Annotated in this window: 25 protein-coding genes; 15 read left to right on the top strand and 10 right to left on the bottom strand. The window is 57.8% G+C overall.

The features are described 5' to 3' along the window. The first annotated feature begins 451 nt into the window (after positions 1-451). Positions 452-1,183, top strand: coding sequence for a ZinT family metal-binding protein (locus E9677_RS25825; protein ID WP_408014751.1), 732 nt, complete (start codon positions 452-454; stop codon positions 1,181-1,183). Positions 1,184-1,530: 347 nt separating this feature from the next. Here E9677_RS25825 and E9677_RS17750 read toward each other — a convergent pair whose 3' ends face one another. The 3 genes from E9677_RS17750 to E9677_RS17740 all read right to left on the bottom strand — a co-directional run bounded on the left by E9677_RS17750 (position 1,531) and on the right by E9677_RS17740 (position 4,145). Beyond that, positions 1,531-2,127 carry a mobile mystery protein B gene (locus E9677_RS17750; RefSeq protein ID WP_136559376.1) on the bottom strand — a complete coding sequence of 199 codons (597 nt, stop codon included), beginning with the start codon at positions 2,125-2,127 and terminating at the stop codon, positions 1,531-1,533. Next, positions 2,124-2,585 carry a mobile mystery protein A gene (locus tag E9677_RS17745; RefSeq protein WP_136559375.1) on the bottom strand — a complete coding sequence of 154 codons (462 nt, stop codon included), beginning with the start codon at positions 2,583-2,585 and terminating at the stop codon, positions 2,124-2,126. The genes E9677_RS17750 and E9677_RS17745 overlap by 4 nt, the downstream gene beginning before the upstream one ends. 351 nt (positions 2,586-2,936) lie before the next feature. Beyond that, entirely contained in the window at positions 2,937-4,145 is a 1,209-nt protein-coding gene (locus E9677_RS17740) for an MFS transporter (RefSeq protein ID WP_136559374.1), read from the bottom strand. 243 nt (positions 4,146-4,388) lie between these two features. On the opposite strand from E9677_RS17740, the gene E9677_RS25265 reads away from it, so the two are divergent. Together E9677_RS25265 and glsA are read left to right on the top strand one after the other, a co-directional pair. Then, positions 4,389-4,661: a hypothetical protein gene (locus E9677_RS25265; RefSeq protein ID WP_168801261.1), complete on the top strand. Its 273-nt coding sequence runs from the start codon at positions 4,389-4,391 to the stop codon at positions 4,659-4,661. Positions 4,662-4,881: 220 nt separating this feature from the next. Beyond that, complete coding sequence (gene glsA / locus E9677_RS17730; protein WP_168801260.1) at positions 4,882-5,862, top strand: glutaminase A; 981 nt, start codon at positions 4,882-4,884, stop codon at positions 5,860-5,862. Between the two features lie 364 nt (positions 5,863-6,226). Here the strand turns inward: glsA and E9677_RS17725 are convergent, their stop codons facing one another. From E9677_RS17725 to E9677_RS25605, 3 genes are all read right to left on the bottom strand, one after another. Continuing rightward, positions 6,227-6,475, bottom strand: coding sequence for a DUF982 domain-containing protein (locus E9677_RS17725; protein WP_136559629.1), 249 nt, complete (start codon positions 6,473-6,475; stop codon positions 6,227-6,229). Between the two features lie 380 nt (positions 6,476-6,855). Beyond that, positions 6,856-7,299, bottom strand: a complete 444-nt coding sequence (locus E9677_RS25610; RefSeq protein ID WP_136559628.1) for a hypothetical protein — start codon at positions 7,297-7,299, stop codon at positions 6,856-6,858. Between the two features lie 468 nt (positions 7,300-7,767). Further along, on the bottom strand, positions 7,768-8,349 hold the full coding sequence (locus E9677_RS25605; RefSeq protein WP_168801259.1) for a hypothetical protein: 582 nt from the start codon (positions 8,347-8,349) through the stop codon (positions 7,768-7,770). 217 nt (positions 8,350-8,566) lie between these two features. Between E9677_RS25605 and E9677_RS17705 the strand changes: the two genes are divergently transcribed. After that, the gene (locus E9677_RS17705) at positions 8,567-8,962 is read left to right on the top strand and encodes a DUF1236 domain-containing protein (protein WP_136559373.1); all 396 of its coding nucleotides are present in this window, start codon (positions 8,567-8,569) and stop codon (positions 8,960-8,962) included. Positions 8,963-9,603: 641 nt separating this feature from the next. Here E9677_RS17705 and E9677_RS17695 read toward each other — a convergent pair. Together E9677_RS17695 and E9677_RS17690 are read right to left on the bottom strand one after the other, a co-directional pair. Continuing rightward, entirely contained in the window at positions 9,604-10,245 is a 642-nt protein-coding gene (locus E9677_RS17695) for a response regulator (RefSeq protein WP_136559372.1), read from the bottom strand. Further along, positions 10,242-11,669 (bottom strand): sensor histidine kinase, encoded by a 1,428-nt coding sequence (locus tag E9677_RS17690; RefSeq protein WP_235883019.1) that lies wholly within the window; start codon positions 11,667-11,669, stop codon positions 10,242-10,244. Before E9677_RS17690 ends, E9677_RS17695 begins: the two co-directional genes overlap by 4 nt. A gap of 1,046 nt (positions 11,670-12,715) precedes the next feature. Between E9677_RS17690 and E9677_RS17685 the strand changes: the two genes are divergently transcribed. The 11 genes from E9677_RS17685 (at position 12,716) to E9677_RS17635 (ending at position 20,025) form a co-directional block, all read left to right on the top strand. Continuing rightward, positions 12,716-13,057 (top strand): hypothetical protein, encoded by a 342-nt coding sequence (locus E9677_RS17685; protein ID WP_136559371.1) that lies wholly within the window; start codon positions 12,716-12,718, stop codon positions 13,055-13,057. Further along, positions 13,029-13,517 (top strand): diguanylate cyclase domain-containing protein, encoded by a 489-nt coding sequence (locus tag E9677_RS17680; protein WP_168801258.1) that lies wholly within the window; start codon positions 13,029-13,031, stop codon positions 13,515-13,517. Before E9677_RS17685 ends, E9677_RS17680 begins: the two co-directional genes overlap by 29 nt. 349 nt (positions 13,518-13,866) lie before the next feature. After that, positions 13,867-15,525, top strand: coding sequence for a cytochrome-c oxidase, cbb3-type subunit I (ccoN, locus tag E9677_RS17675; RefSeq protein WP_136559369.1), 1,659 nt, complete (start codon positions 13,867-13,869; stop codon positions 15,523-15,525). A gap of 3 nt (positions 15,526-15,528) precedes the next feature. Continuing rightward, the gene (ccoO, locus tag E9677_RS17670; protein ID WP_136559368.1) at positions 15,529-16,278 is read left to right on the top strand and encodes a cytochrome-c oxidase, cbb3-type subunit II; all 750 of its coding nucleotides are present in this window, start codon (positions 15,529-15,531) and stop codon (positions 16,276-16,278) included. A 7-nt stretch (positions 16,279-16,285) separates the two neighbouring features. After that, positions 16,286-16,456, top strand: coding sequence for a CcoQ/FixQ family Cbb3-type cytochrome c oxidase assembly chaperone (locus tag E9677_RS17665; RefSeq protein ID WP_070149876.1), 171 nt, complete (start codon positions 16,286-16,288; stop codon positions 16,454-16,456). Continuing rightward, the gene (ccoP, locus tag E9677_RS17660) at positions 16,447-17,328 is read left to right on the top strand and encodes a cytochrome-c oxidase, cbb3-type subunit III (protein WP_136559367.1); all 882 of its coding nucleotides are present in this window, start codon (positions 16,447-16,449) and stop codon (positions 17,326-17,328) included. The genes E9677_RS17665 and ccoP overlap by 10 nt, the downstream gene beginning before the upstream one ends. After that, a complete protein-coding gene (locus tag E9677_RS17655) occupies positions 17,329-17,526 on the top strand; it encodes a hypothetical protein (protein ID WP_136559366.1) in 198 nt (65 codons plus the stop codon). 13 nt (positions 17,527-17,539) lie between these two features. Beyond that, on the top strand, positions 17,540-18,346 hold the full coding sequence (locus E9677_RS17650) for a DUF2189 domain-containing protein (protein WP_136559365.1): 807 nt from the start codon (positions 17,540-17,542) through the stop codon (positions 18,344-18,346). Positions 18,347-18,404: 58 nt separating this feature from the next. Then, entirely contained in the window at positions 18,405-18,554 is a 150-nt protein-coding gene (gene ccoS, locus E9677_RS17645) for a cbb3-type cytochrome oxidase assembly protein CcoS (protein ID WP_062285098.1), read from the top strand. Between the two features lie 38 nt (positions 18,555-18,592). Further along, entirely contained in the window at positions 18,593-18,913 is a 321-nt protein-coding gene (locus E9677_RS17640; protein WP_235883018.1) for a hypothetical protein, read from the top strand. 749 nt (positions 18,914-19,662) lie between these two features. Next, the gene (locus E9677_RS17635) at positions 19,663-20,025 is read left to right on the top strand and encodes a mCpol domain-containing protein (protein WP_136559364.1); all 363 of its coding nucleotides are present in this window, start codon (positions 19,663-19,665) and stop codon (positions 20,023-20,025) included. A gap of 199 nt (positions 20,026-20,224) precedes the next feature. On the opposite strand, the gene nirK is transcribed toward E9677_RS17635, so the two are convergent. Both nirK and E9677_RS17625 read right to left on the bottom strand, forming a co-directional pair. Then, complete coding sequence (nirK, locus tag E9677_RS17630) at positions 20,225-21,298, bottom strand: copper-containing nitrite reductase (RefSeq protein ID WP_136559363.1); 1,074 nt, start codon at positions 21,296-21,298, stop codon at positions 20,225-20,227. 135 nt (positions 21,299-21,433) lie between these two features. Next, positions 21,434-23,632 carry a methyl-accepting chemotaxis protein gene (locus E9677_RS17625; RefSeq protein WP_168801257.1) on the bottom strand — a complete coding sequence of 733 codons (2,199 nt, stop codon included), beginning with the start codon at positions 23,630-23,632 and terminating at the stop codon, positions 21,434-21,436. Positions 23,633-23,773 lie beyond the last annotated feature (141 nt).

Here is a 23,773-nt window from a genome sequence, read left to right as displayed (position 1 = left end):
GATCCATGGTGAAGCCTTCTCAGGCGCATATCTGGCGGCAGGCTGCAAGGAAGGCATTTTGACTGTGGCGGCGGGCAATGATGGTCCTGTCACGAACATGCTGACCTATCCTGCCGATTTACCAAGTGGCGAGGCAACCGGCACATTGCTGGGCGCTAAGAGCATGCAGGTTTTCCTCGGCAATTACGGCGCCAAGGGGCTGGTCGTGGTCGATCCCGTCGATGAACCTCATTTCCGGTACATCGAGCTTCCGTTCCGCCGGGTCGACTTCGCGCTGGACCCGGCCAATGCTCGCTTTGGCTATGTTTTGACTGAAGACGGCTCGCTGCATCAGATTGACGTTCTGAATGGCAAGCTGTCCAAGAGCGCCAAGGTGACCGAGCCCTACTCCATGGACGGCCACTGGAACGACCCGCGCCCGCGTATCGCCATGGCAGGTGAAGAGATTGTCATGAGCGATCCGAACGCCGGTTTGGTCCGTCGTATTGCCAAGGATGAACTCAGGGAACTTGGCACGATTGAGGTTGAAGGCAAGCCCTACAACATCGCAGTGGCCGGCGGCAGTGGCAAGGTTCACGACGGTGCTGAGCATGATCATGCTGGTCACGACCACGATCACGATGGTGAACATGCCCATAGCCACGGCGATCCGAAGATCTATGCTGGCTATTTTGAAGACAGCCAGATCAAGGATCGTCCGCTCTCGGACTATGCTGGCGACTGGCAGTCGGTTTACCCGTATCTGACAGATGGCACACTGGATCCGGTATGGGAACATAAGGCCGAAAAGGGCACGGCAAGCGTCGAAGAGATTCGTGCCGAATACGATGTGGGCTACAAGACCGACGTCGAGCGCATCACCATCAAGGGCAATGTCATGACCTTCTACAAGGGCGGCAATCCGGCCAAGGGGACCTATGCCTATGATGGTAGGGAAACGCTCACCTATAAGAAGGGTAACCGCGGCGTTCGCTTCATTTTCAGGAAAAAGGAAGGTGATGCCGAGGCACCAGATTTTATTCAGTTCAGTGACCACAAGATCGCTCCGGAGAAGGCTGATCACTACCACCTCTATTGGGGCGATGATCGCGCCGCTCTTTTGAATGAAGTGACCAATTGGCCGACTTACTATCCTTCGTCACTGACACCGGGTCACATCGTCAGTGAGATGAAAGCGCACTAGTTGCGCTGTAGACCGGTACATAGCAGACAGGCGCCGCGGTCCGTGCAGCGCCTGTTCTTGTGTCTGTCCAGCTATTGAGTATTTGGCTGCAGCGACCGCATAGCCGTTGAAACCGTACCGGAAACCTCCGCTTATCACAGGCTTGGCTAAAGGTTAGATAGTTCGGCCCCCATCGACAGCAGGATTGGAATAACGGTGGCGACGGTCCTGATCTCTTCAAGACCTGGGGGCTCGCCCTGACATCCTTGCTAGGGCGTGAACCCGGAATGGACCAAGACCCTTGGAGTGCCGCCAATCGAGCGCCATTTGGTTACCGACCGTCTTGGTCGCACATGCGATGGGCCCTGTCAGCCGCGCGCGAATTCCAGAAGTGGAGCGATGTCATGATTGTCCGCCGCGCGTAGTGCTGCGACGTAGCGTCCTCGCAATTCGCCAACATTGGCCAGACTGCCACTGCCCCAGGTAAAAGGATCACCGCCAAGCCGCTCGATCAGTAGGTCGGCTGCGAGACGTGCCTGCCGGCCATTTCCGTTAGGGAACGGGTGGATGGCGACGAGGCGATGATGGAATCTGATGGCTATCTCATCCGGTATAAAGGTCTTGTGGTCAATCCAGTAACGGATGTCGCTCAATAAGCTCGCGAGCTCCATCCCAATACGATAAGCTTGAACGCCGATGTTGCGCTCCGTCGCCCGGAACGTACCGGCCCACTGCCAGACGTCACCGAACATCCGCTTATGTAGTGTCCGCATGAAGTCTTCGCTGAGCATCCGTTCGAGTGGTAAGCGCCGCCGGCCACGCGCCCAAGCCGCACCCTCTACGATGTTTTCCTCCTCCGCTTCGTTGAGGTCGCGGCGGTGCGTGATCCAGGTCTGAAGCAAACCCTCTCGTTCCTGCGGCTCAAGCGGCGTCGCGTCCTCAGGTTCCTGGAAAAGATCTGTCATACTTCGTTCCAGAGATCGCGCTCAGAGAGCCTGTCGCGGATGTATGCCTGGATACGAGATTCGAAATCCGCATTGCCCGTGCCCTGTGCTTCCAAACGCATCGTGTGCGCGACGCGCTGGAGTTCGCGTGTGGCGATCTTGTGCGCCCGCGCCTCGACAACGGCTTCAAGCGAGCTGTTTGGAACGAGGGCATAGACAAGCGTGCAATCCAGTGCCTCGGCGGCGCGGCGTAGGGTATTGAGTTGGATCGTCCCGGCTGCTTCCGACTTTTCGATTGAGTCAACTGTTTGTGGCCGGACTCCAATGCGCGTGCCCAGCTGCGCACCCGTCATGCCGAGGGCATCGCGCAGCGCTCGTATCCATCCCTTCGGCGGCGCCCTAAATCGATCAACTGGGTGGAGCGCCTGAAGTCTTTCGTCAAGCCGTCCCCGTGCTCTTTTGCGAGTGTCACTTTTCATTTTTCAGCCCATAAACTGATAATGGATTTGCTTTATCAGCTTAAAGGCTGATCCTCAAGCACAGATTATCAGCCTGTAGGCTGCTTAGGATTTTCTTGATTGCAGTCTGTAGCCAGATTTCTAGCCACTGGCGTCTGTCCTTAGCCTGATCCGTGATCTGGAGAAGGCTGAACACCTGACGGGATGTGGCGGAAAGAAGCAGGGTGAAGAGGAGTACGTCGGCTGCCGATCGCGCGCGCCGAATGTTAGGGCAATATTAGTAATGTGGATTAGCGCGTGTAGCCTTTCTGCAGCTTCCGGGTCGGTTCGTATCTCATCAAGGCGAAGGCACGAATTTTGTGGCAAGTTCCGTCATGCGAATTTATCGTCAAGCTTCGGGAGGAACCAGGCGAAAAGTCCCGCAAGCGGTAGGAAGGAGCAGATGGTATAGACCATCTCGACGCCATAGCGGTCGGCTAGCAAACCAAGCAGCGCAGCTGCGATGCCGCCCAGTCCAAAGTTCAGGCCGTAAAACAGGCCGCCGATCAGGCCGATGCGGTTCGGCAGCAACTCCATGGCGTAGATCAGGATCGATGCGAAGGCGCTGGCCATGATAAGGTTGATCAGGACGCTCAGTACGCCGGTCCAGAACAGATCGACATGCGGCAGGATCAAGGTGAGCGGAAGGGGTCCCAGCACCGAAATCCAGATGATGCGATATCGTCCGATCTTGTCGCCGACGATGCCGCCGATCAGCACGCCGGCGGCCGACGCGAGGAGGAAAATGAACAGCATCATCTGCGCGGCCGGAATGGTGAGGTCGAACTTTTCCATCAGATAGAAGGTGTAGAACGAACGAAAACTCTCGCCATAGGCGTTCTTGGTGAACATCAGGAAGGTCAGCACGAACACCGCGACCCCGATCGTCACCGGCGCGTGACGTTCCGCCGTCTCTCTGGATTTCGCGCTTGCTTGCCTTGTGGCAAAGGCCGCGCTGATTTCCTTCTGCTTCGAGCCGATCCACATCAGGAGCGCCATGGCGAGCAGGGCGACGACGGCAAACCAAGACAGGCTCGTCTGACCGAAGGGCACGATGATGATGGCCGCAAAAACAGGGCCGAGCGCGCCGCCTGCCTGTCCGCCCACCTGAAACAGGCCTTGCGCCAGCCCCTGGCGTCCACCGGCTGCATAACGTGCCATGCGGGTTGCTTCCGGATGGAAGATCGAGGAGCCGATCCCGATCAGTGCGACGGCGACGAGGATGACGGTGTAGCTGTTCGCGAAAGCCAGACAAACGAGTCCGGACAGCGTCGACATCATCCCGATCACGGGCGAATAGGGGGCAGGGTGCTTGTCGGTCAAGACACCAATGACGGGCTGCAGTACAGAACCTGCGATCTGGAACGTCATGGTGATCAGGCCGATCTGAACGAAGTCCAGCGCGTAGGCCTCTCTAAGGATCGGATAGGCCGCCGGGATCAGCGATTGCATGAGGTCGTTGAGCAGGTGCGTGCAACCCAGCACCACAAGGACGACAAAATAGGTATTGGAGCGTGCGGGCGGTGAGACGGCAACTGTCATGATTACGTTCAGTATCGAACGCTGATCATGCCGTCAAACTTGAGAGTTCGCGCGTTGATGTGCCCTCGGCGCAATCGCCGTCGCCCGCAGGGATCGAAGCGCCGGGATGGAAGCCTCCGTCCTCCTTAAAGTGCAGGTTGTGCCGCCGCGCATCGAAATAGCGTTCAAGATTTTCGCGGAGGCCATGATAGCGCTCCACCCGCCCGCGATAACCTTCCCCCCTTGCAGAAAGGCAATGTCACGATGGCCAAGGTCCACAAGATACTCGCCGACGGCGATACCTGCCTCGTGGTCGGTACCGCCGACATGATCCGCCTGTTCGAGCGGCGCGACCCAGCCCAGCCGGACGATGGGGACGCCGGAAGCCTTCGCGATGTCGAGCGTCTTCTGCTCGTGCGGGCCGAGAAGTATGATTCGGCGCTGTTCTCTTCCATGGCTTCCTGGTTGCGTCGTGGTGCAGGCGGACGGTCTGGCCGAGGCGGTGCGCCTCCCGTTACATGCCGTCCTGAAGCATGATGCGCAATTCGTAGCAGGCCGCTTCAGAACGGCTCGAAGGACTGCGTTTTGGTGGCGGTTCTGCATACGGCTGATCGGCTATGATGACTTTGTCGCGATCGCCGTCGGTGCGTGGTTTGGCGGATGTTTTGCTTCCCGTCATATCGGGGCGAATTCCTGTCCCTCTTCATACTATACAAAAACGACAAGCGGCTCATTCAATCAGATTAGGACGTATGACATGGCAGATCCTGTTGAGGATGCGACAGAGTTGAAGGCAATTCTCAGCGATGTTGTCTCTCAAGTGAAAACACGTGCGCCTGGAATTTACGACGAGGCTGTCGCGGAAGCTAAGGAGAAGGATAAGCCAACCCCGCGCAAGGCGGACTTTGAAAAGTTCGGCATCGCAGTGTTCACCAAGACCGGCCAGCTAGCCTTCGCCGGCAATGCCAGCATCGGCTTTCCGATCCAATCCATATCCAAGGTCTTCGCCCTTGAGCTTGCGCTTGAAGCGCTCGGCGAGGCTTTGTGGAAACGGGTCGGCCGTGATCCATCGGGCGACCCCTTTAATTCCATTATCGATCTTGAACGCGCCAAGGGTGTCCCACGCAACCCGTTCATCAATGCCGGTGCATTGGTCGTATGCGATGTTCTCGCTGGTCTCGGAGGAAGCGCAGGCCCAAATCGTCATGTGGTTCGCTTTGTTGAAAGAATGCTCGACGGTGAGGCGATGGCGCTCGACAAGGATGTCATGGCCAGCGACCGTACCGGCGGAGACCTCAATCGATCGCTGATGTTCATGGCGAGACACCATGGCAATCTGAACCATCCGGTAGACCAGGTCATGGAAGCCTATATCCACCAATGCGCCATCACGCTGGATTGTCGTGGACTTGCCAAGGCAGGCCGATTTCTCATCCTTGACGACCCCGAACAAGAAAATGATGTAACCCTGGCAGCGGCGCGGCGCGCTAGGCGGATTCTTTCGGTGATGATGCTGTGTGGCCAATATGATGGCTCAGGTGACTTCGCCTATCGGGTCGGATTGCCAGCCAAATCGGGCGTCGGCGGCGGAATTCTCGCCGTTGTCCCCCATTGCGCCTCAATCGCCGTGTGGTCGCCAGCGCTCGACCCAATGGGCAACAGTTGGCTCGGCACACTGGGGCTGGAGTTGATCAGCTCCAAGACCGACTGGTCGGTCTTCGGCAGAGCGCGTCGGTGAATTGCCAGCCAACACGAATTTCTTTGAAAGTGCTGGCTCGTTTGGGCTGAAGAGCTTCGGGGAAATCACCTCAGGAGCGCCAAGTTCGACAACATGGCCCTGCAGCATAGCTTGCCGAGGTCCGCGCCCCCGTTGCGGATTTGGAATGACTACGGATTTTGATCCATAATTCAATCTTACGCCAGATTTGTCTTTTCAAGTGGCTTAGATGATCCGCCAAAAGCGACGCGTTGCCACCAATTAGGGTTGCCGTACAAGCGAAACGTAAGTTTGCTCGGCGGAAGTCCTGAATGGTTGAGAGGACCCAAGCTAGTCCTGTTCAGCTTGGCTGATATCCCCGGGTCAGAAGGTAGTTTTATGGGGATCAAAGAACCCGAAGAATTCCGGCCTTCTCAGCTGCGGCGACGAAAGCAGACCGCGCCCTTGTGCTGCTAAGCTTACCGTCAAGTGCCATGAGACAGGCTCGCCTCGCCGCGGCATATTCTCGGTCGTGTCGCACTGGCCAAGAGGTAGCCATACAAGCCACGGCATCGCGGCTGTTCTTGATGCACTGAAAATGGGAGGAATCCTCGATAAGCAGCTCGACGGGCTTGTCCCAGGGATCGTTGGTCATTTTGCTTTCTCGCTTCGTCGCATGGATAAGTCCATATTCGTGATGATCCTCGACCAAAGCAGCGCTGCCCTTGGTCAAAAGTGCGACTGCAACACGTCGGTGGCCGCATTCCCAGTGCGCTGCCGCACCGAATGGTGCCAGTCCAGGCCGTTGGCACAGATCCCAGAGCGTGCTCAGTGCTGCCGGTTCTTTGGAGCGAGTACAGGTGCCATCGTCAAACATCTGCCGCCCATCGCAACCAGGTTGTTTCACGGTCGCGAACCGCCACTGTGGCAACCATCGCGGCCGAATTATTGGAAAGACCGGTTGCACAACTGGTCGGGCGCCGGGCTTTTCTTTCGTCCCTCGGTGACCTGATCGTTCAACGTCTGCGCGTGCGTCTACTGAGGCGGAAGGATGACGGTGGTGTCGGAGACGCTTTTTTCGGGCTTTTCGCCCGGGACATGAGACATCGTCCGGGTGGAACTCTCAAGCCGATCGCCTTTCACGCGGGTCTTGGTCTGGGATTTGCTAAAGGTCCCCTGATCCATCGCCTGGGCTTTTGATTGGGCTTTGAGTTGGGTAGGGTTTTCGTTCACCGTCGTCTTAGCTGTGGCCTTTCCATCAGCCGAGGCCGCGCTGCCGGACGACCCGATGGAAGATGTCGTGCCAGTGTCTGTCAGACATGTGCCAGCCGTGCCAACGGTGCTGGCGGATGTGCCGCCGGCTGAGGCGCTACCACCGGATCCGACCGTGCCAGCCGCATCGCAGTCTTGTGCCACAACAGTATTCCCAGCGCCTGATAGAGAGAGCGCGATGCCCGCGATTGAGATCCATCTGAACATGACTTTATCCTTCCTTGTTAAGTTTGCTGACATGACAGGTTCCGTCTGATCTACGGGTGATTGTCGTGCCATCGGAGCGCGTCACACTCGCTGTCGAAAAGGAGCTAGCTCCTGCGGCACCCGTTGCGGCAGAAGATCCAGCATTTGATGCTGCCGCACCGTTCCCAGAGTGAGTGGTCGTCGTTTCGCCATTGATTGTCGTCGACGACGAAACCTGTCCGCCTCCTGCCGTAACTGAACTGGATGTTGTGCCCGTCTTGCTGGCGCCGATCGTTTCTGTGACGGTACAGGTCGTCCCATCATCGAGTGTTACCGTCTCAGCGGGCAAAGCTGGTTCGGCGCTTAGGATCGGCGGGATCAAAGCCAGGACAAAAACTACCTTTGTTGTCATCGATGCCGAGGTCATGGTCTCTCCTCCTTTCGTGCGAGACGAGAGCGGATGACGCACCCGCTCTCGTCCAACGACTGTCAGCACTTGACGCCATCTTTCTTGGCAAGACCAGGAGGGCAGTCTTTTTTACCCTGGCCGTTCTCCAGGCCCTCGGCCCCGGCGCTACCCGCCGCGCTACCGCCTGTACCGACCGAGCTAGTTGACATGCCGTCGTTTGACGAGGTGCCGCCGGTGCCCAGTGTCGAGGCTGAACCCGCACCATCGGCAGAGCCGGCGGCTGACCCGGCCGTGCCAACAGAGCTACTCGACTGACCGCCGCCGGCCGACGTGCCGCCGGTTCCAAGGGTTGATGCCGAGCCAGAGCCGCTGCCCGTTCCTGAGGCGGAGCCGGCCGTGCCGACAGAGCTACTCGAGGTACCACCGCCCGCGGACGATCCACCCGTGCCCAGCGTCGATGCCGAACCGGCTCCACAATCGGTACCAATAGGACAGTCAGCGCCGCCTGCCGAGCTTCCTCCTGTGCCGAGGGTGCTGGAAGAGGTGCCACCACCTGCTGTGGTTCCTCCAGTGCCAACCGTGCTACTGGTTTGTGCGAAGGCATTCACGGATGTGCCAGCCAATAGCGCGGCGATGAGGACGGTGCGTGCAACGATTTTCATCTTTATCTCCTTGGGATAACTACGCTTCTCTCGCATTCAAACGGCGGGAAGCTGTCGGTCAAACACGCTGTTGCAACGGATCGTTCCTGATGTGAGACCTCAGTCGCAGACGGGTATGGGACCAAAGTCCAGCCGGCCCGGACAAAGGTCTCTGCGAAGGAACAGGCGCCCAATCGCAACGTTGGCAGCCTTGTCCAAAGCAAAAAAGGAGAAAATCATGACGAAGAAACTGATCGTGCTGACGGCAGCCACCGCGCTTCTCAGCGGCTCGGCCCTCGCTCAGGAATCGGCCGTCACCGGTGCGGCTGGTGGTGCAGTGACGGGTGCAATTGTCGGCGGTCCTGTGGGCGCGGCTGTCGGCGGCGTCGCAGGTGCGATCGCTGGAATAGCAATTGATCCGCCGCCGCCACGCGTCACAACTTATGTCAGCGAGGTCCCCCTTCCGGCAGAGCGCGTTGTGATTGAGGAAAAAGTGGTTGTCGGAGCGACACTTCCACCGACTGTCGTTGTCCAACCGATTCCTGAAGATCCTAGATACGCCTATGCCTTTGTAAACGAGCAGCGGCTCATCATCGAACCGTCCTCCCGCACCGTCATACAGGTCGTGAACTAAAGACCAAGACCCGGAGTGGGACATCCGCTCCGGGTCACTGAAATGCAATTGAGGCGATTAATACTGGCTGTCACGGATCGTTGCTGCCAGGGGTACTGCAGGTGTGGAAACGTGTTAAACTCGGTGACCCGCGACTGGAGCAAACGGGGTCGGCATAGTCCGACAATGCGCTACGGTCTTCTTTAGGAGCATCTGGTGATTTCGCGCAGACAATTTCTCCGAGCATCGATACACGTCGTAAGTCTGGCGCCTTTGGTTGCCGGGCTCTTGGGCATGACGGGTTTCGCCCGTAACGCCGCGGCGCAAGGGAAGGGGAATGACAACGGCAACGACGGTGGGAATGGGAACGGCAATAGCGGTGGGAATGGGAATGGCGGTAGCGGGGGCCAAGGAGGTGGGGGCCAGGGAGGCGGCGGTAAAAGCAGAGACGCATATGACCGCTCCAGCGTAGGTCAGTCGCCACGTGACGATAAAAGCAACGGTCCTTCTGTCGGAGGCTCGTCCACCAGGGTCCGTCACAGCACTGGCATAGAAGAAGCAATCACCAATGGCCGTTACATTATGCGTGACAAATGGGGCCGAACCATTATCAATCGCGCCGCAACTGCTGCGGATCGTCGCCGGCTCAGGTCTTTGATCAACTAAAGTCCCGTTGCCTTGGTTCGCCCCGGCCTCCCCTGCCATTTTAACGCCGCCTCTGTTCGGTTCGAGGCACCGAGTTTGGCCAATATGCTGGTCATATGACGTTTTACTGTCTTTTCCTGCAGGCCGAGCTGACGGGCAACAATCTTGTTGCTCGACCCAATCGCGACGAGTTCCATCACCTCAATCTCACGATCGGTCAAGGCGTGGAGTTCAACTGTCTGACCTGCGTCCATGATCAATCGGGCGCTCAGTCCGGGAGGAACATAATGCTCACCGTTGGCGACCGATAGCAGGATCTGCGCAAGCCCGTCTGCACCAGTGCCTTTGAGCACATAGCCGCAAGCTCCCAGCTGAAGCGCCTGTCGCACATGCTCTCCGTCCTCAGAGGCGGTGAGCATGACGATCTTCACATTGGGGGCTCGATGCAAGACCTTGCTGATTGTCGCCAACCCCCCTCCGGGCATCGATATGTCGAGCAGGATGAGGTCGGGTCTTGTCTGTTCTGCGAGCGAAACCGCGTCTTCTCCGTTGCTGCCCTGCGCCACCACATCAAAGCCAAGTTCTCTGAGCGTGCGTGTGACACCATCCCGGAACAGCGGATGATCATCCACAACCGCAACACGCAAAGATCTGTTCATAATGCGCTCGTTTCGCTGATCGTCAAAAACATGGTGAGAATCGTTCCCGATGATGATGTCAAGATTTTGAACCGTCCCCCGATACTCTCGATGCGTTCTCTCATTCCCGAGAGCCCAAGCCTGCCTGACCACACTGTGGCTAGGTCGAAACCTGGCCCTTCATCGCCCACGGTAATCGTCAGCATATCATGAGTGATCCGTTGTTCGACGAATTGCCCTTTTCCCTGCGCATGGAGCCAGCCGTTGTTCAGGGCTTCCTGCACAAACCGGTAGGCACATATCCGAGCCGAGGGGCTGATTGAGCACGAGGCGGGCTCGGTGACGAGTGATACGTCAGCGCCTGTGCGCGAGCGGTAAGAGGAGACGACATGGTCCAACACTTGTTCGATCGGAAGATTTTCGATCTCGGGGAGCACAAGTCCTCGGCAGATCGAGCGAAGTTCGTGAATGGCATCCTCGAGACTGCGCTTGATCAGACCGACCTCATGCTTGCGGTCGACCTCCAGCCCGACGCCGCTCCTGATGGCGGGACTATCCACGCGCATGGTGGCATAGGCCAGCAGCTGTACCGGCCCGTCATGAATATCTGCGCCCACCTTGCGCAGAAACTGCTCGTTTAAAGCTGCTGTTTGTTGAGAGGCTTTTTGAACACGTTTGCCAAGTTCGGTGTTTTGACGAAGAAGTCTGTCAAGGTCGGCAATCTGCTCCTTGAGCACCTTCCTTTGAGCTTCGATGGTCGAACTGCCGCGAAACACGATCAAAGAGAGCACTAGGAAAAACAAAGCCAGCACTGAGAGAATAGAAAGCCAGGTCAGCAGCAGCACCCTGGTCAAGCTGGCGCCAACATCTTCGGCGTCTTCATAAAACTCCGCAACTGCGACGACTTCTCCCGACCATGGCTGTAAAACCGGATTATAGATCTCCAGGAGCGGACCACCGCTCTCTCGCTCCAATGGGTTGTCGTCTTCGTCTTTTTCTTCATAGTTTGCCACGAGCTCGCCGCGGAATGCCGACTGTCGATCCTCGCTTGGCGGCACAATCAGGCCCATCAGCTTCTTGTCATTGGAATAGATGATTTTGCCGTCCTTGCTCCAGAGACGGAAGGAGACGAGGCGGCGCCCCAATGCGCCATGACTAAGCGTTTCGTCCAGAGCACGCTCAACAGAAGGGTCTATTTCCTGTGTGGTACTGAGATCAGGGAGGATCGGCGCGATGATGCTGTCGACATAAAGCGCGGTTGCCGCAGCCGCGTTTCTGGTAACGGCTTGCGCGATCAGGTTGGTAACAGACAGGCTGACAAGCAGGACAGCCCCGGCGGTGACGATGCCGCCGGCAAGAAAGAACTGCTTCGCGAGCGTCATCGATCTGAAGGATTGAACCAAGACTTGCACGCATTCCGTCCCAACGTAACTGATGGCATCCAAGTAACGCGTAATGGCTCCTGTTCAATGGGAGGACGCGGAGCTGCAGCTTCACTCGCAGGCATTGGGGTGATTCCGGCAGTGCAGAGGAAACCCCCTGATGCGCGTCTCAGGGTCCGCTCCTGGTTTTTAGCTCTGCCTGCCAAGCCTCTATTCTCAGCCGCTACCAGTTTTCTCAAGGGGGCCTGCCGATAAACTCGGATGCTGGCCTGCGAGAGTCGCGAGCAGTTTTTTTTAATGCGTCTGAAGTATCCACGGTCCAAAGATCAAGATTTCACAAATCAGACTTTAGCTATGTGGTTTGCCGCTCTGCTGACGCTGTGACCCCGGACCATATAAGTGAGCCCGCCACTGAACAGAGGCAGCTACTGTGATCATGCCGGCTGCAACCGGGAATGTCAGCCGCTTGCCGCCGGTAATCATCACAGGTGTAGAATGCCTAAGGTCGTCGGTTCAGAACCGAAGGTGTACACTACTCCTGTCGCCGATGCTAAACAATGAGACCATGGTGTCTTGAATGGTGGAGAACGTTGGACATGCCGCGTTGGCCGGCCAGCTGGCAGCCAAGCGCAGCCGGCGCCACACTGGCGAAGGAAGCCGGACGCCTCCGCGAGTTGGTCAGCCAGTTCCAGTTGGGCGTCAGTAGTGGCCAAGGTGCCGCGCCGGCAGCTTTCGCAGCGATCGCAACGAACAGCGGACATCGTCCGGTCGCTTCACCGGCCCGTCGAATTGTCGGCGCCGTGTTCAGGGCCTTCGGATCGGCAGCGCCAAAGGCCGAAGCATGGGAGACTTCTGATGGAAGAGGTTTCTCAGATAGTCAGGAACGAAGGCATGCTTGAGATCATTGCCTTTCGCCTGAGGGAACAGGCTCGATTTGTCCCGCAGAGTTGTCTCCCCATCCGCAGCTCGAAGAGCCGTATCGTCTGCCGGCCTTTGAAGGTAGCGCTTGACGTTAGCAAATGACCACAGTGCGAAAACCAATGTATTCAGTTCCCGAGAAATTCAGCAGATGCAAATAGAAGGGATGGCATCGTGTCTGTGAGTTCCGTATGAAACAAGTTTTTAGACAGAAGCCATTTCTCGTCCTGGGGCTCCCCATGGCGGTAACAGCGCTGACGATCGGCTTGCTGTTTGGTGCGTTATTCCTGTCTGCAGCGAAGTCAGATCAAGCCGCAATTCAGCGTCAGCGGGGTCTTTTGAACCTTGTGGTGGGGAATCTGGAAGAAGAGGTGGCCCACAACCAAGAGAGTGCAACCGCCGTGCGCTATCTAGACGGCGTGTTGCTGTCCGAATTGGGGCGGAATTATCAATTCCAAGACCTCGCCTTCACTCGTTCCTCAACTCTCGCTGCCGATGTTTCCCGTGTCCCCTCTGCGAGCCAAATCCGGTGAGCTGATAGGCTATTTCCAATGGCAGCCTTTCACTCCCGGAGCGAGCGTCATCAAGTCTGTCTATCCAGTGATCCTGCTTGTAGGGGGCTCTGCCCTTCTTCTGATGAGCTTCCTGGGCCATGCGATCTGGCGGCGCTCGCAAAGCTTGGATGAAAGCCAACAGGACCTCAGGCAATTGGCCATGCATGATCCGCTGACGGGACTTGCTAACCGAACGACGTTTCACGCTGCCCTTTCTGAGCGTCTTGAAAAAGCGACGGTTAAAAACAACGTCGCCATGATGTTCGTGGATTTGGATCACTTCAAGGAGGTCAATGATACCTTCGGACATCCCGTCGGAGACATCCTCATAAAAGAGGTGGCAAACCGGTTGCTCGAACTCGCACACGGTTCTGTGACGCCGACAGGAAGGTGCTGGAGCGCTTCCTGGCCTCCGACAGTGACACTGAGCAAGGATTAGTCCGCTACCCGCGCCGACGCGACAGAACCGGACAGACCGCCCACGGCCCCTTTCCAGGCATTTCAAATATAGCAAGTTCTTGATCTTCCTCGCCTATATTGGACGCATGCATTCGACGCAATGGCGGGTCGATGGTTCGATTCCTTTCGAGAGCTTGGAAGCTTTTGTCTCCGTTCACCCCGGGGGTTCCTGGCAAATTCTTGCCTCCTAGCGTTTAAGGGCTTCACGAAAAATTGCATACGACCTATCATCCTTTAGGGTGCCGATGAACTGATAGGCAACTTGACTTTTTTCTAGGCAGGCGGCGGGTCGGTAGCCCAGTCTGCCTAAACTCAAAGAAGGCAGACCAATGGGCCAGTTGACATCGGGCGAACGGAGTGTGGGCGCGGTCATCCTTGTCGTCATGATCATTCTCGGCATCGCCATGGCCGCCGCAGGTCGGGCCGACACGCTGGGTGTGCACGGAGCAATGGTCCTTTTCTACAGCTTGGGACTTCTGGTTCTGCTGATGTCGGGAAGCTTCGGTCCAGAACCTGACCCAGCCAGGTTTACGCGCTACTACGACGATCCCATCAAGGTCGGGGTCGGCCTGACACTCGCCTGGGCGATCTTCGGAATGTTCATCGGCGTTTGGGCCGCCTCTCAGCTTGCCTGGCCGGCCTTGAACTTCGACACATCCTGGGCAAGCTTCGGACGCATCCGCCCCGCCCACACCAATGGCGTCATCTTCGGCTTCGGCGGCAATGCGTTGATCACCACGTCCTACCATGTGGTTCAGCGTACATCGCGCGCCCGTCTTGCCGGGCAGCTCTCGCCCTGGTTCGTGCTGTTCGGTTTCAACCTCTTCTGTCTGATTGCCGTATCGGGCTATTTTCTCGGCGTGACCCAGTCCAAGGAATATGCCGAGGCCGAATGGTATGCCGATATCTGGCTCGTGATCGTCTGGGTGACCTACCTTGTCCTCTACGTGCGCACGCTGGCGCAACGCAAAGAGCCGCATATCTACGTGGCCAACTGGTATTATCTGGCTTTCATACTCGTGGTTGCCATTCTCCACATCGTCAACAATCTTGCGGTGCCGATCTCCCTTGCCCATTCCAAGAGCTATACGATCTGGGCGGGTGTCCAGGATTCCATGGTTCAGTGGTGGTATGGGCACAATGCCGTCGCCTTTTTCCTGACGGCCGGCTTCTTGGGAATGCTCTATTACTACCTGCCGAAGCGTGCGGATCGGCCGATTTTCTCGTATCGCCTGTCAATCCTCAGTTTCTGGGGCATCACCTTCTTCTACATGTGGGCTGGATCCCATCACCTCCATTATACGGCCTTGCCCCATTGGGTGCAGAATCTGGGCATGACCTTTTCGGTCATGCTGCTGGTGCCATCCTGGGCCTCCGCCGGCAATGCGCTGCTGACGCTCAACGGCGCCTGGCACAAGGTACGCGATGACGCGACGCTGCGTTTCATCATGATGGCGGCGTTCTTCTATGGACTGTCGACTTTTGAAGGCTCGTTCCTCGCGATCCGCCCGGTCAACTCGCTGTCCCACTATACCGACTGGACCGTCGGCCATGTGCATTCGGGCGCTCTGGGATGGGTGGCGATGATCACGTTCGGTTCGCTCTACACGCTGGTTCCGGCCATCTGGAAGCGGGAACGGATGTATTCGGACACCCTTGTCGAGGTCCACTTCTGGCTCGCGCTGATCGGCACGCTGATCTACGTCTTTGCCATGTGGAATTCGGGAATAATCCAGGGCCTGATGTGGCGGACCTATTCCCCGGACAACACGCTGGTCTACTCGTTCGTCGACAGCCTGGTCGAAATGTACCCCTACTATATCGCCCGTGCCTTCGGCGGCCTGCTCTTCCTGCTCGGCGCGATTGTTGCGTCCTACAATGTCTGGATGACGGTAAGGATGCCCCGGTCGGTATCTGATGACTCCCGGGAAGACCTGCCGCTGGGCGCTGGTCAGTCAGACCATGCCGCCCCCTCGGCTGCGGAGTAAACCATGTCAAACATGCACGGAAAGCTCGAACGTTCGGCAATCGGTTTCATGCTGGCAATCATCGCCGCCGCCAGTGTGGGTGGCATCGTAGAGATCGCCCCGCTGTTTACCATCGACGAAACGGTCGAAGATGTTGCCGACATGCGCCTCTACACGCCCCTAGAACTCTCAGGTCGCGACATCTATGTCCGCGAGGGCTGTTATGCCTGTCATAGCCAGATGATCCGTACCCTTCGCGACGAAGTGGAGCGCTACGGGCCCTATTCGCTTGCGGTGGAGTCCCAATACGACCACCCCATGCTGTGGGGCTCAAAGCGGACCGGGCCTGATCTTGCACGCATCGGCGGCAAATATTCCGATCTCTGGCATGTCACGCATCTCAACAATCCGCGCGACGTCGTGCCCGAATCCAATATGCCCTCCTACCCTTGGCTGGGCACGACACCGCTCAGACTGGATGAGTTGTCGCTCAAGCTACAAGCCCAGCAAACCGTCGGCGTTCCCTACACGGACGAGATGATCGTCAACGCCACAGCCGACGCCTATGGCCAGGCGATGCCAGACACGGATCAGGCCTCCGGCGTTGCTGAGCGCTACGGCGAGGCCACCCAGATCTCTGCCTTCGATGGCGTCGCGACCAACCTGACCGAGATGGACGCCTTGGTCGCCTATCTGCAGGTCCTCGGTCAATTGACGAGGGCCGCCTACGAGAACACCGCCGCCGCCGAACAGATGCCTGATCCGACGAATTGAGGACGCAATGGATATCAATCACGATACTCTGGTCGAAACCGCCAAGACGTGGGGCCTGTTCTACCTGATCGGTTTTTCGATCTGCGTGATGATCTACACGTTTCTGCCGTCCAACAGGCAACGCTTCAAGAATGCCGAGAAGCAGGTATTCGACAAGGAGGATCGGCCGTGGATGTGAATGACGTTGATCCCGTCACCGGGCGAAAGACGACCGGGCATGTGTGGAACGGCATCCGCGAACTGGACACGCCGATCCCCAAGGGCGTGCTGCTGTTCCTGATCGTCACCCATCTTTTTGCGGTGCTCTGGTGGTTTCTGATGCCGTCATGGCCCCTGGGCGCGACATACACCAAGGGCATTCTTGGAAAGGATCAGAGAACCACTGTCGAGGAAAGCCTGGTGGACAGCGAAGCTGCCAGAGTGCCATGGGTCGCGAGGATCGACGCGCTGTCCTATGACGAAATTCGGGCCGATGAAACGCTGATGGGCAAGGTTCGCTCCAATGGTCACCAGTTGTTTGGAGACAATTGTGCCGCCTGCCATGGGCGAGATGGCAAGGGCGGCGCGAATTATCCCAATCTGACCGACGCCGACTGGATATGGGGCGGCAGCCCCGAGCAGATCGCCCAGACCTTGGTTGTCGGTGTCAATTCACGGCATCCCGACACGCGTGTCGGGCAGATGCCGGCTTTCGGTCGCGACGAGATCCTCGATCGCCAGCAGGTCAGGGATGTCTCGCTGTATGTCAGCACGCTTAGTGATCCTGCTGCCTCGACCGCCGATAACGCGGGTCAGGTCGAGGCAGGGCTTGAGGTGTTTCAGACGAATTGCGCTGCCTGCCACGGAGACGATGGCAAGGGCAATATGGAACTCGGCGCGCCAAACCTCACGGACCAGACGTGGATCTATGGCGGCACCCTGCAGACCATCATCAACACCATTCACGGCGGTCGGCAGGGCCATATGCCGAACTGGGACGAACGGTTGTCGCCGGTCGAGATCAAGGTTCTGGCGCTTTATGTCAACGCGCTCGGACCGATGGAGCCTTGAATGCTTTATCCGGCGACCAGAGCGGTGACACGGTTTCGAGCGATGTGGCTGCTCGCCACGGTGGTCGTTGTGGTGCTGATCGCGGCCAATGCCCATCTGGCTTACGTCGCCATTTCGAGCCAGCCTGACTGCGTCGCGCATCTGAAGGACAAGGGCGGACAGCCGGGCGAGTTTCGTGCGGCCAAACCGGCATGTTGAGAAGGATAGAATGATGAGCGGCAAAGACCAGGCGTCCGGCGTGATTTCCGAGGTTTCGGATATCGAGGAAACCCGCAACATCCAGTGGAAGCGCAAACTGGCCGCCGGTGCTCCTTTGCGATGGCTATCCCTTGGCTGGAAGGATTTGTGGATCACACCCATCCCCAGTCTTCTCTATGGTCTGCTCGTTTGCGTCGCGTCGATCTTCTTCATCGGCTACATGTTCAGCACCGGCCGCGATTATTTCCTGTTCCCGGCGCTGGCGGGCTTTCTGATCGTCGGACCGATCATCGCATCCGGCCTCTACCTCAAGAGCCGCAGCATCGAACTGGGCGAGAAGTTCTCCCTGCGCACGATGGTGGCGGTTCGGCCAAAGGCCGGGGCCCAGGTATTCTTCACCGGCATGCTGCTCGTCATGCTTATTCTGCTCTGGATGCGCGCCGCAGTATTGGTCTACGCCCTGTTCTTTGGTCTTCAGCCATTTCCCGGCCTTGCTCAGATCGCCAACATGCTGGTGACCACGCCCACAGGCTGGGCGATGCTTCTCGTCGGTGGCTTCATAGGCGCGCTCTTTGCCGGCTTCGCTTTCGCCATCAGCGTGTTTTCGATCCCCATGCTGCTGGATCGTCAGATCGATGCCTTCACGGCCATGGGCATCAGCACGACGATGGTGTGGAACAACCTTCACGTCACTTTGACATGGGGCGCTATCGTCCTTGCGCTATTCCTGGCCTGCCTCGCCACCGGGCTCCTTGGGCTAATCGTCATCTTCCCCTGGCTCGGCCATGCGACCTGGCACGCCTATCGGGAGATGCGATGATGGTCATGCTCTGGGTGGAAAATATATCGGCAGTCAGAACATTTGGCGGAGATCTGTCATGGCAATGATCATGCTTGTTCTGATTTCGGTGGCCATGGGGATCACGGGTTTGCTCGCCTTTCTATGGTCGGTCAACGCCAAGCAGTATGATGATCTGGACGGTGCGGCTGTTCGCATTCTGCTCGATGACAACGATGAAATCGGTTGAGCGCTCAACAGGACGGCCATGGGTCGTGGGAGACGAGCATGCAAAGTGACAAGACGACAAATGAAGATGGGCTTGCTGGTCCGCTGGCGTCAGCCGATCATCAGCGGGTCATCGTCATCGATCCGTCCGATGCGGTTACGGGAATGGGGTTTGCGTTCGGCGTTGTCGGCGCGCTCGTCGGCATAGCCGCAGCGGTCTACCTCACGCCCAGCTTCAGCCTGGCGCTTGTTGGCTATTGTCTCGTGGCGGCCTTTGCGGGTGGGTCTGCCGGCATTGTCACGGGCGGCCTGGTCGGAGCCATTTTCGCTGTTGTGCGAGGTGTGATCGTACGGCCGGCTTCCCGCGAGTCAGAGTCGTAAAGGTTCTGAAACTGTTGGACGCGATAAGCGAATAAACAGCCGCTTTGTAGCATCATGACCGGCAATGAGCTGTTTGCCCACGGCTATGACTGGACCGTAACACGCACGCGCAGAATACGCCTGATCAAGTCGGCGCTGTCCGCGATCGCTTCGATTGTTGCCTGGCGGTCACGTTTTTTCTGTGAGTATACCCTATGCTGGATAGGATCTAAGGCTTTGACGCAATGCGGCGCAATCGAGGAAGCAGCTCTTTAGTGCCCGCGGGTCAAGGCGTTGGTGTCCTCACAAACCTTGGCACTTGGTGGCGATAGCTGCGCGAGAAGTTGCAGAGTTGCGGGCGGTCAAATTCGCCTTTATGGGACTAAGCGACATATGCCTCCGTGGGCTGGACGGCTTAGCGCAGTTCTCTCCGGCGGGCGCTCGATCTCTTGCCGCTCCTTTGATTGCAGTAGCGGGCTTGCCACCGACTAATGGACTCTCGTTAGCCATCTAGCAAGGGGCGCGCTGCGTGCCACGCGGCGTCCACAGACATAAAAACAGGACCACATGCAGTCTTCAGTGGATCTCACGCCGCCACGGCTACTGAACAGCAAGTGTTCCATCGGCCATCTTGCGTCGAGCGGATCTACAGGATTCGGCGGCGCCGTCGGCAGGTGGCGCTTCTCCCCTCAACTCCGTCGGATCTGTGAGCTCTGTTTTCCGTCAGAACGAAATGCTCTATTAGTACACTCTACCGGTTCAGGAGGAATATGTCGGAAATCTATGTGATCATTGAGGCCGGCCCAGGACCAGGCCAATTTCGGGAGCTTTGCCTTTCAGATGATTGGGCGGCCCTTGAGCTTCTTCAAAAGCGGCTGCGCGACGGCACACGACTTGTCGCCAATTCGTTGCGCGGGGACGGGTTTTCCATCGTAAATTGTTCCGCAGGAAATGTGACCGGTCGCGCTTACGCATGCTCTCGTGACGCTGAGAGTCTGAAGGACGATGTCGTCTCCCTTCTTGGCCAGGATCTGTTCTTCAGGTTCGGCGTTGGCTCGTCATTGAGAGACGCATATGTGGCGGCTTTCGGGAACGACAGCGTTTCAACGAACGGGCTCTCGAATGACGTGTAATGGTGCCGGAATGAGAGGATTTGCTTGTCGGCCGCCGGGCTTGGTGCCGCACATGCCTGGTCGACCTGCCGTGTGGTTTTTTATTTAGTGCTGGCAACCCGCTACGGTCAGACAGTAACCACTGATCGCCGGTTCGAACACCTGCAAGACCTCATAACCACCTAGCTTTTTGCCCAAACCGGCCTCATTGCTCGGACCATTATTGTGAGCCGGGTTCACGATGCTCCTGTTCGATGATCTTGGTCGCTGTGTTACCGAAGATCTCCGGCCGTTGCTGCCCTTCAACGAGGAGTTTGCCCACCAGCCCACGTGTCACCCGCGACAGGGCGTGGTCCACAAGCATATATTCGCCAGGAACGTCTAGGGTTAGGTCGACTACTGCAGCTCCGCCCGGCGGCACGGAAACCGTCTGCACATCGGTCAGAGGGCCGCTTGTCAGGGACGCCAGTTGATACGCTTTGTCGAATACTTCGCCGATGACATGAAAGCTGGACGTCTTGTTGGGGCCGCCGACGCCGAAATAGATGCGAATTGTCTCGCCGACCTTGGCTGTCAGCGCATTATCTTCGGTGAGGGCATTGGCTGCCCCATTGAAGACGTAGTATTCCGGCTGTTCGTCTAAGAGCATTTCCAGACTCTCCGAGAGCTTGCCTTTCGTGCCGAAGGGTTCTCTGGTGTATATTTCGCCCTGCATGATATAAAACTCCCTGTCAACCGGCGGAAGGCCTTGCTCCGGTTCAACAAGGATGAGGCCGTACATGCCATTGGCGATGTGCTGTGCGGCAAGTGGCACGGCGCAGTGATACACGTACAGCCCTGGCTTCAGCGCCTTGAAAGTGAAGCTTTTGGTCTCCCCGGGAGCAGCGTCGGTTGCCACTGCTCCGCCGCTGGGGCCCGTCACGGCATGGAAATCAACGCTGTGCCGTTCACTGCTGTCGGCTAGGTTCGTGAGCTCGACTTCGACGGTATCGCCCACTCTGGATCGAACAAAAGGGCCGGGGACCTTCTTGTTGAAGGTCCAATAGTGATACGTCGCGCCGTCCGCGAGCCTACCCGTCACCTCGACAGTGTCCAGCTTCACCTTGATGGTTTTCGGTCCCCTGCGGCCAACAGGCGGAGCAAGATCAATTGCCGAGCGTACAATGTCGAGCGGGGCGGAAGCAGTCCCGTTTGCAGCCGGATGATTATGGCTGCCGTCAGCCAAAGCCGGCGTTGCAATTGCGGACAGCAGCGTGATCGCCAGGGCAGGGAGTAAGAGCGTATAACCGGTCATTCTTCTGGGTCCCCAATATCGGCTTTATTAGCTTCCCTTAAACAGTTTCCCTGCCGGACCGTCCTTGCGTTGCCGCAAAGAAGTGTCGTAATCGCCTCTTCGTGACCGCGGGAATTTGCCATGGGGCCAGCATAGTCATGTTCCCGCCCGCCTTAACTGTGGCGCAAACGTAGTCTCCGAAGGTGCGGTTAAGGTGAATGCGTTGAGAAGACGCGCCAATGTGGAGCTTTCGCTGGCTAAGGCTGCGCCAGCAGCGTTCATCTCTTCCACCATGGCCGCGTTCTGTTGTGTCGATTGGTCCAGATGGTTCACCGCGACATTGACCTGCGAAAGACCGACTGCCTGTTCCTGGGCTGCAATGGCGATGGCATCCACGTGGCTTGCTGCTTCCTGCACGAGCTCGTCAATCTCGGCCAGTCCGGTGCCGGTCTCGGAGACCAGCTCGACGCCCTGACGAACAGCCAGTTCAGAATTACCGATCAGTCCCGAGATTTCCCGGGCTGCCTGTGCTGAACGCTGGGCCAGCTCCCGGACTTCCTGGGCAACCACGGCAAACCCCTTGCCGGCCTCGCCGGCGCGGGCTGCCTCGACGCCCGCATTGAGAGCAAGCAGGTTGGTCTGGAAGGCAATCTGGTCGATCACACCGATAATCTGGCTGATCTGGCTCGATGCCTGCTCGATCTTGTCCATCGCTGCCACGGCGTTTCGCACCACTTCACCGGATCGATTTGCCCTTTCGCGTGCGCTCTTTGTTACGCTGCGGGCCAAATCTGAGCGTCTAGACGTGGCCGTCACATTGGCTGTGATCTGTTCGAGTGCCGCGGCCGTCTCTTCAAGCGAGGCGGCCTGCTGCTCGGTGCGCCTCGACAGGTCATCCGATGCTGAAGAAACTTCGGATGCTCCGCCGGTGACGGTCGCGACCGATTGGCCAACACCAACCAGCGCTTGCCGTAACTGCACCACCGAGCGGTTGAAGTCATGGCGAAGGTCTTCGAACTGCGGTGCAAAGGCCTGGTTCACCTCGCAAAGAAGGTCGCCGGCAGCAAGCTTCCTCAAGGCCTGGGCCAGCGTGCCCGTCGCCTTGTTCAAGCGCGCTTCGGCATCTGCCTCAGCTGCGATTTGCATGTCAACTCGGTCGCGTTCGGCCTGTTCGCGCGCATGCTCTGCCTCAAGCTCCAGTTCGCGATTGCGGATGGCAGAGAGCCGGAAGACTTCCACCGCTTTGACCATGTCTCCGACTTCGTCCTTCCGGTCGGCAGACTGCCCCGTTGTCTCAAGGTGCCCCTCCGCCAATCTGCACATTGACAGCACGAGCGCCTTCAGCGGTTGGCTGATGGTGCGTGCCAGAAGCATCGACGAAGCGATGACCAGAATTGCTCCAGCGACACAGAGGATCAGATCCGTTCCAAGGCGCGTGAATGCGGCTGCGGCGATGGCGCGTGCCTCGCTGGCGAGACGTTCGAGGCTTGCCGTCTCCAGAGCCTTCATTGCGTCAATGCGCTGACTGGCGGCTGCAAACCAGCGATCAGCACTCAAATCACTGGCCGCTGTTGAACCAGTCTCAATCAAGGTCGACCGCGTGGCTTCGATCTCCTTCGATGCGGGAATGGATAGCTGCGAAGCGTAGGCGGATTGCCATTCCTTCTGTTGCAGGGCGAGGAAATTATCGATCAGCACGTTCTGCGCGCCAGCCATGCGGGCAAAGGGAGCTATGCGCTCGGGGTCAATGTTGCCTGAGGTGATGAAGGTGTTGCCGGTTGCGCGTTCCTGGCCTGCGATCTCCTTTGCCTGCATGAGCAGGTTATAGCCGATCATTTCGGCCGCGATCCTCGACCCGACACCTTGGAGGGACAGTTCCGAGGCGAGGCCCGAGAGCTCACCGATCAGGCCGCTATAGAAGTCGAAGGACTGTTTTCCGGCGAAGGATAGATTGTCTATAGATCGTCTGATGTCGGGGAGGCTTTTCAATGTGTCCTGTACGAAGCTCCAGCGACGGTTAAGCTCCGCGTTTTCGAATTCCGCCAAGGCATCAGCGAGATCTGGCAATTTTGCCAGAGCCGCATCCGTCGACTGACGCGCCGTCACAAGCGGTTGCTTGTCCGTGCTGCCCTTTGATCCGATGTATCCAGCGCTCTGTCCCCGCTCTCCTTGAAGGACGTGGATCATCTCGCCCATCGCCGCGATGTTCTCGCTCACTTTGACGACGGTCTGCATCTGCCGGTAGGAACCCCACGAGCTTAGAAACTCCATCGAGGCAAGGGTGAGTGCTGCAACCAGGGGGATCATGATCGCTAGCCAGAGGCGTTTGCTGATCGAAAAGTCGGTGATGCGCATCTTACAGGTTGTCCTGAGTTGGGGCATCATGCCGAATATCGTAACATCATGATACGATGTGATTTTAGCGAAAATTGATGTGATGAGGTAAAAACCTGCCTAACGCATTCCGGCTCGGTTTGACGAATGCCAAGCGCTGAA

It is taken from the genome of Peteryoungia rhizophila (genome assembly GCF_004912145.1).
Classification (GTDB): domain Bacteria; phylum Pseudomonadota; class Alphaproteobacteria; order Rhizobiales; family Rhizobiaceae; genus Allorhizobium; species Allorhizobium rhizophilum.
Note: the sequence above shows the minus strand (reverse complement) of the source record. Positions and strands in the feature narration are given on the sequence as shown.

What these genes read in the sequence shown, in the direction of transcription:
- E9677_RS17655 (WP_136559366.1), top strand. Translation starts at nt 17,329, where the DNA reads ATGCTTTATCCGGCGACCAGAGCGGTGACACGGTTTCGAGCGATGTGG.
- E9677_RS17665 (WP_070149876.1), top strand. Translation starts at nt 16,286, where the DNA reads ATGGATATCAATCACGATACTCTGGTCGAAACCGCCAAGACGTGGGGC.
- ccoS (WP_062285098.1), top strand. Translation starts at nt 18,405, where the DNA reads ATGGCAATGATCATGCTTGTTCTGATTTCGGTGGCCATGGGGATCACG.
- E9677_RS17695 (WP_136559372.1), bottom strand. Translation starts at nt 10,245, where the DNA reads ATGAACAGATCTTTGCGTGTTGCGGTTGTGGATGATCATCCGCTGTTC.
- E9677_RS17750 (WP_136559376.1), bottom strand. Translation starts at nt 2,127, where the DNA reads ATGACAGATCTTTTCCAGGAACCTGAGGACGCGACGCCGCTTGAGCCG.
- E9677_RS25825 (WP_408014751.1), top strand. Translation starts at nt 452, where the DNA reads ATGAGCGATCCGAACGCCGGTTTGGTCCGTCGTATTGCCAAGGATGAA.
- E9677_RS17650 (WP_136559365.1), top strand. Translation starts at nt 17,540, where the DNA reads ATGAGCGGCAAAGACCAGGCGTCCGGCGTGATTTCCGAGGTTTCGGAT.
- E9677_RS25605 (WP_168801259.1), bottom strand. Translation starts at nt 8,349, where the DNA reads ATGAAAATCGTTGCACGCACCGTCCTCATCGCCGCGCTATTGGCTGGC.
- ccoO (WP_136559368.1), top strand. Translation starts at nt 15,529, where the DNA reads ATGTCAAACATGCACGGAAAGCTCGAACGTTCGGCAATCGGTTTCATG.
- E9677_RS17725 (WP_136559629.1), bottom strand. Translation starts at nt 6,475, where the DNA reads ATGACCAACGATCCCTGGGACAAGCCCGTCGAGCTGCTTATCGAGGAT.
- E9677_RS17640 (WP_235883018.1), top strand. Translation starts at nt 18,593, where the DNA reads ATGCAAAGTGACAAGACGACAAATGAAGATGGGCTTGCTGGTCCGCTG.
- E9677_RS25610 (WP_136559628.1), bottom strand. Translation starts at nt 7,299, where the DNA reads ATGTTCAGATGGATCTCAATCGCGGGCATCGCGCTCTCTCTATCAGGC.
- nirK (WP_136559363.1), bottom strand. Translation starts at nt 21,298, where the DNA reads ATGACCGGTTATACGCTCTTACTCCCTGCCCTGGCGATCACGCTGCTG.
- glsA (WP_168801260.1), top strand. Translation starts at nt 4,882, where the DNA reads ATGGCAGATCCTGTTGAGGATGCGACAGAGTTGAAGGCAATTCTCAGC.
- ccoN (WP_136559369.1), top strand. Translation starts at nt 13,867, where the DNA reads ATGGGCCAGTTGACATCGGGCGAACGGAGTGTGGGCGCGGTCATCCTT.
- E9677_RS17745 (WP_136559375.1), bottom strand. Translation starts at nt 2,585, where the DNA reads ATGAAAAGTGACACTCGCAAAAGAGCACGGGGACGGCTTGACGAAAGA.
- E9677_RS17635 (WP_136559364.1), top strand. Translation starts at nt 19,663, where the DNA reads ATGTCGGAAATCTATGTGATCATTGAGGCCGGCCCAGGACCAGGCCAA.
- E9677_RS25265 (WP_168801261.1), top strand. Translation starts at nt 4,389, where the DNA reads ATGGCCAAGGTCCACAAGATACTCGCCGACGGCGATACCTGCCTCGTG.
- E9677_RS17740 (WP_136559374.1), bottom strand. Translation starts at nt 4,145, where the DNA reads ATGACAGTTGCCGTCTCACCGCCCGCACGCTCCAATACCTATTTTGTC.
- E9677_RS17685 (WP_136559371.1), top strand. Translation starts at nt 12,716, where the DNA reads ATGAAACAAGTTTTTAGACAGAAGCCATTTCTCGTCCTGGGGCTCCCC.
- E9677_RS17705 (WP_136559373.1), top strand. Translation starts at nt 8,567, where the DNA reads ATGACGAAGAAACTGATCGTGCTGACGGCAGCCACCGCGCTTCTCAGC.
- E9677_RS17625 (WP_168801257.1), bottom strand. Translation starts at nt 23,632, where the DNA reads ATGCGCATCACCGACTTTTCGATCAGCAAACGCCTCTGGCTAGCGATC.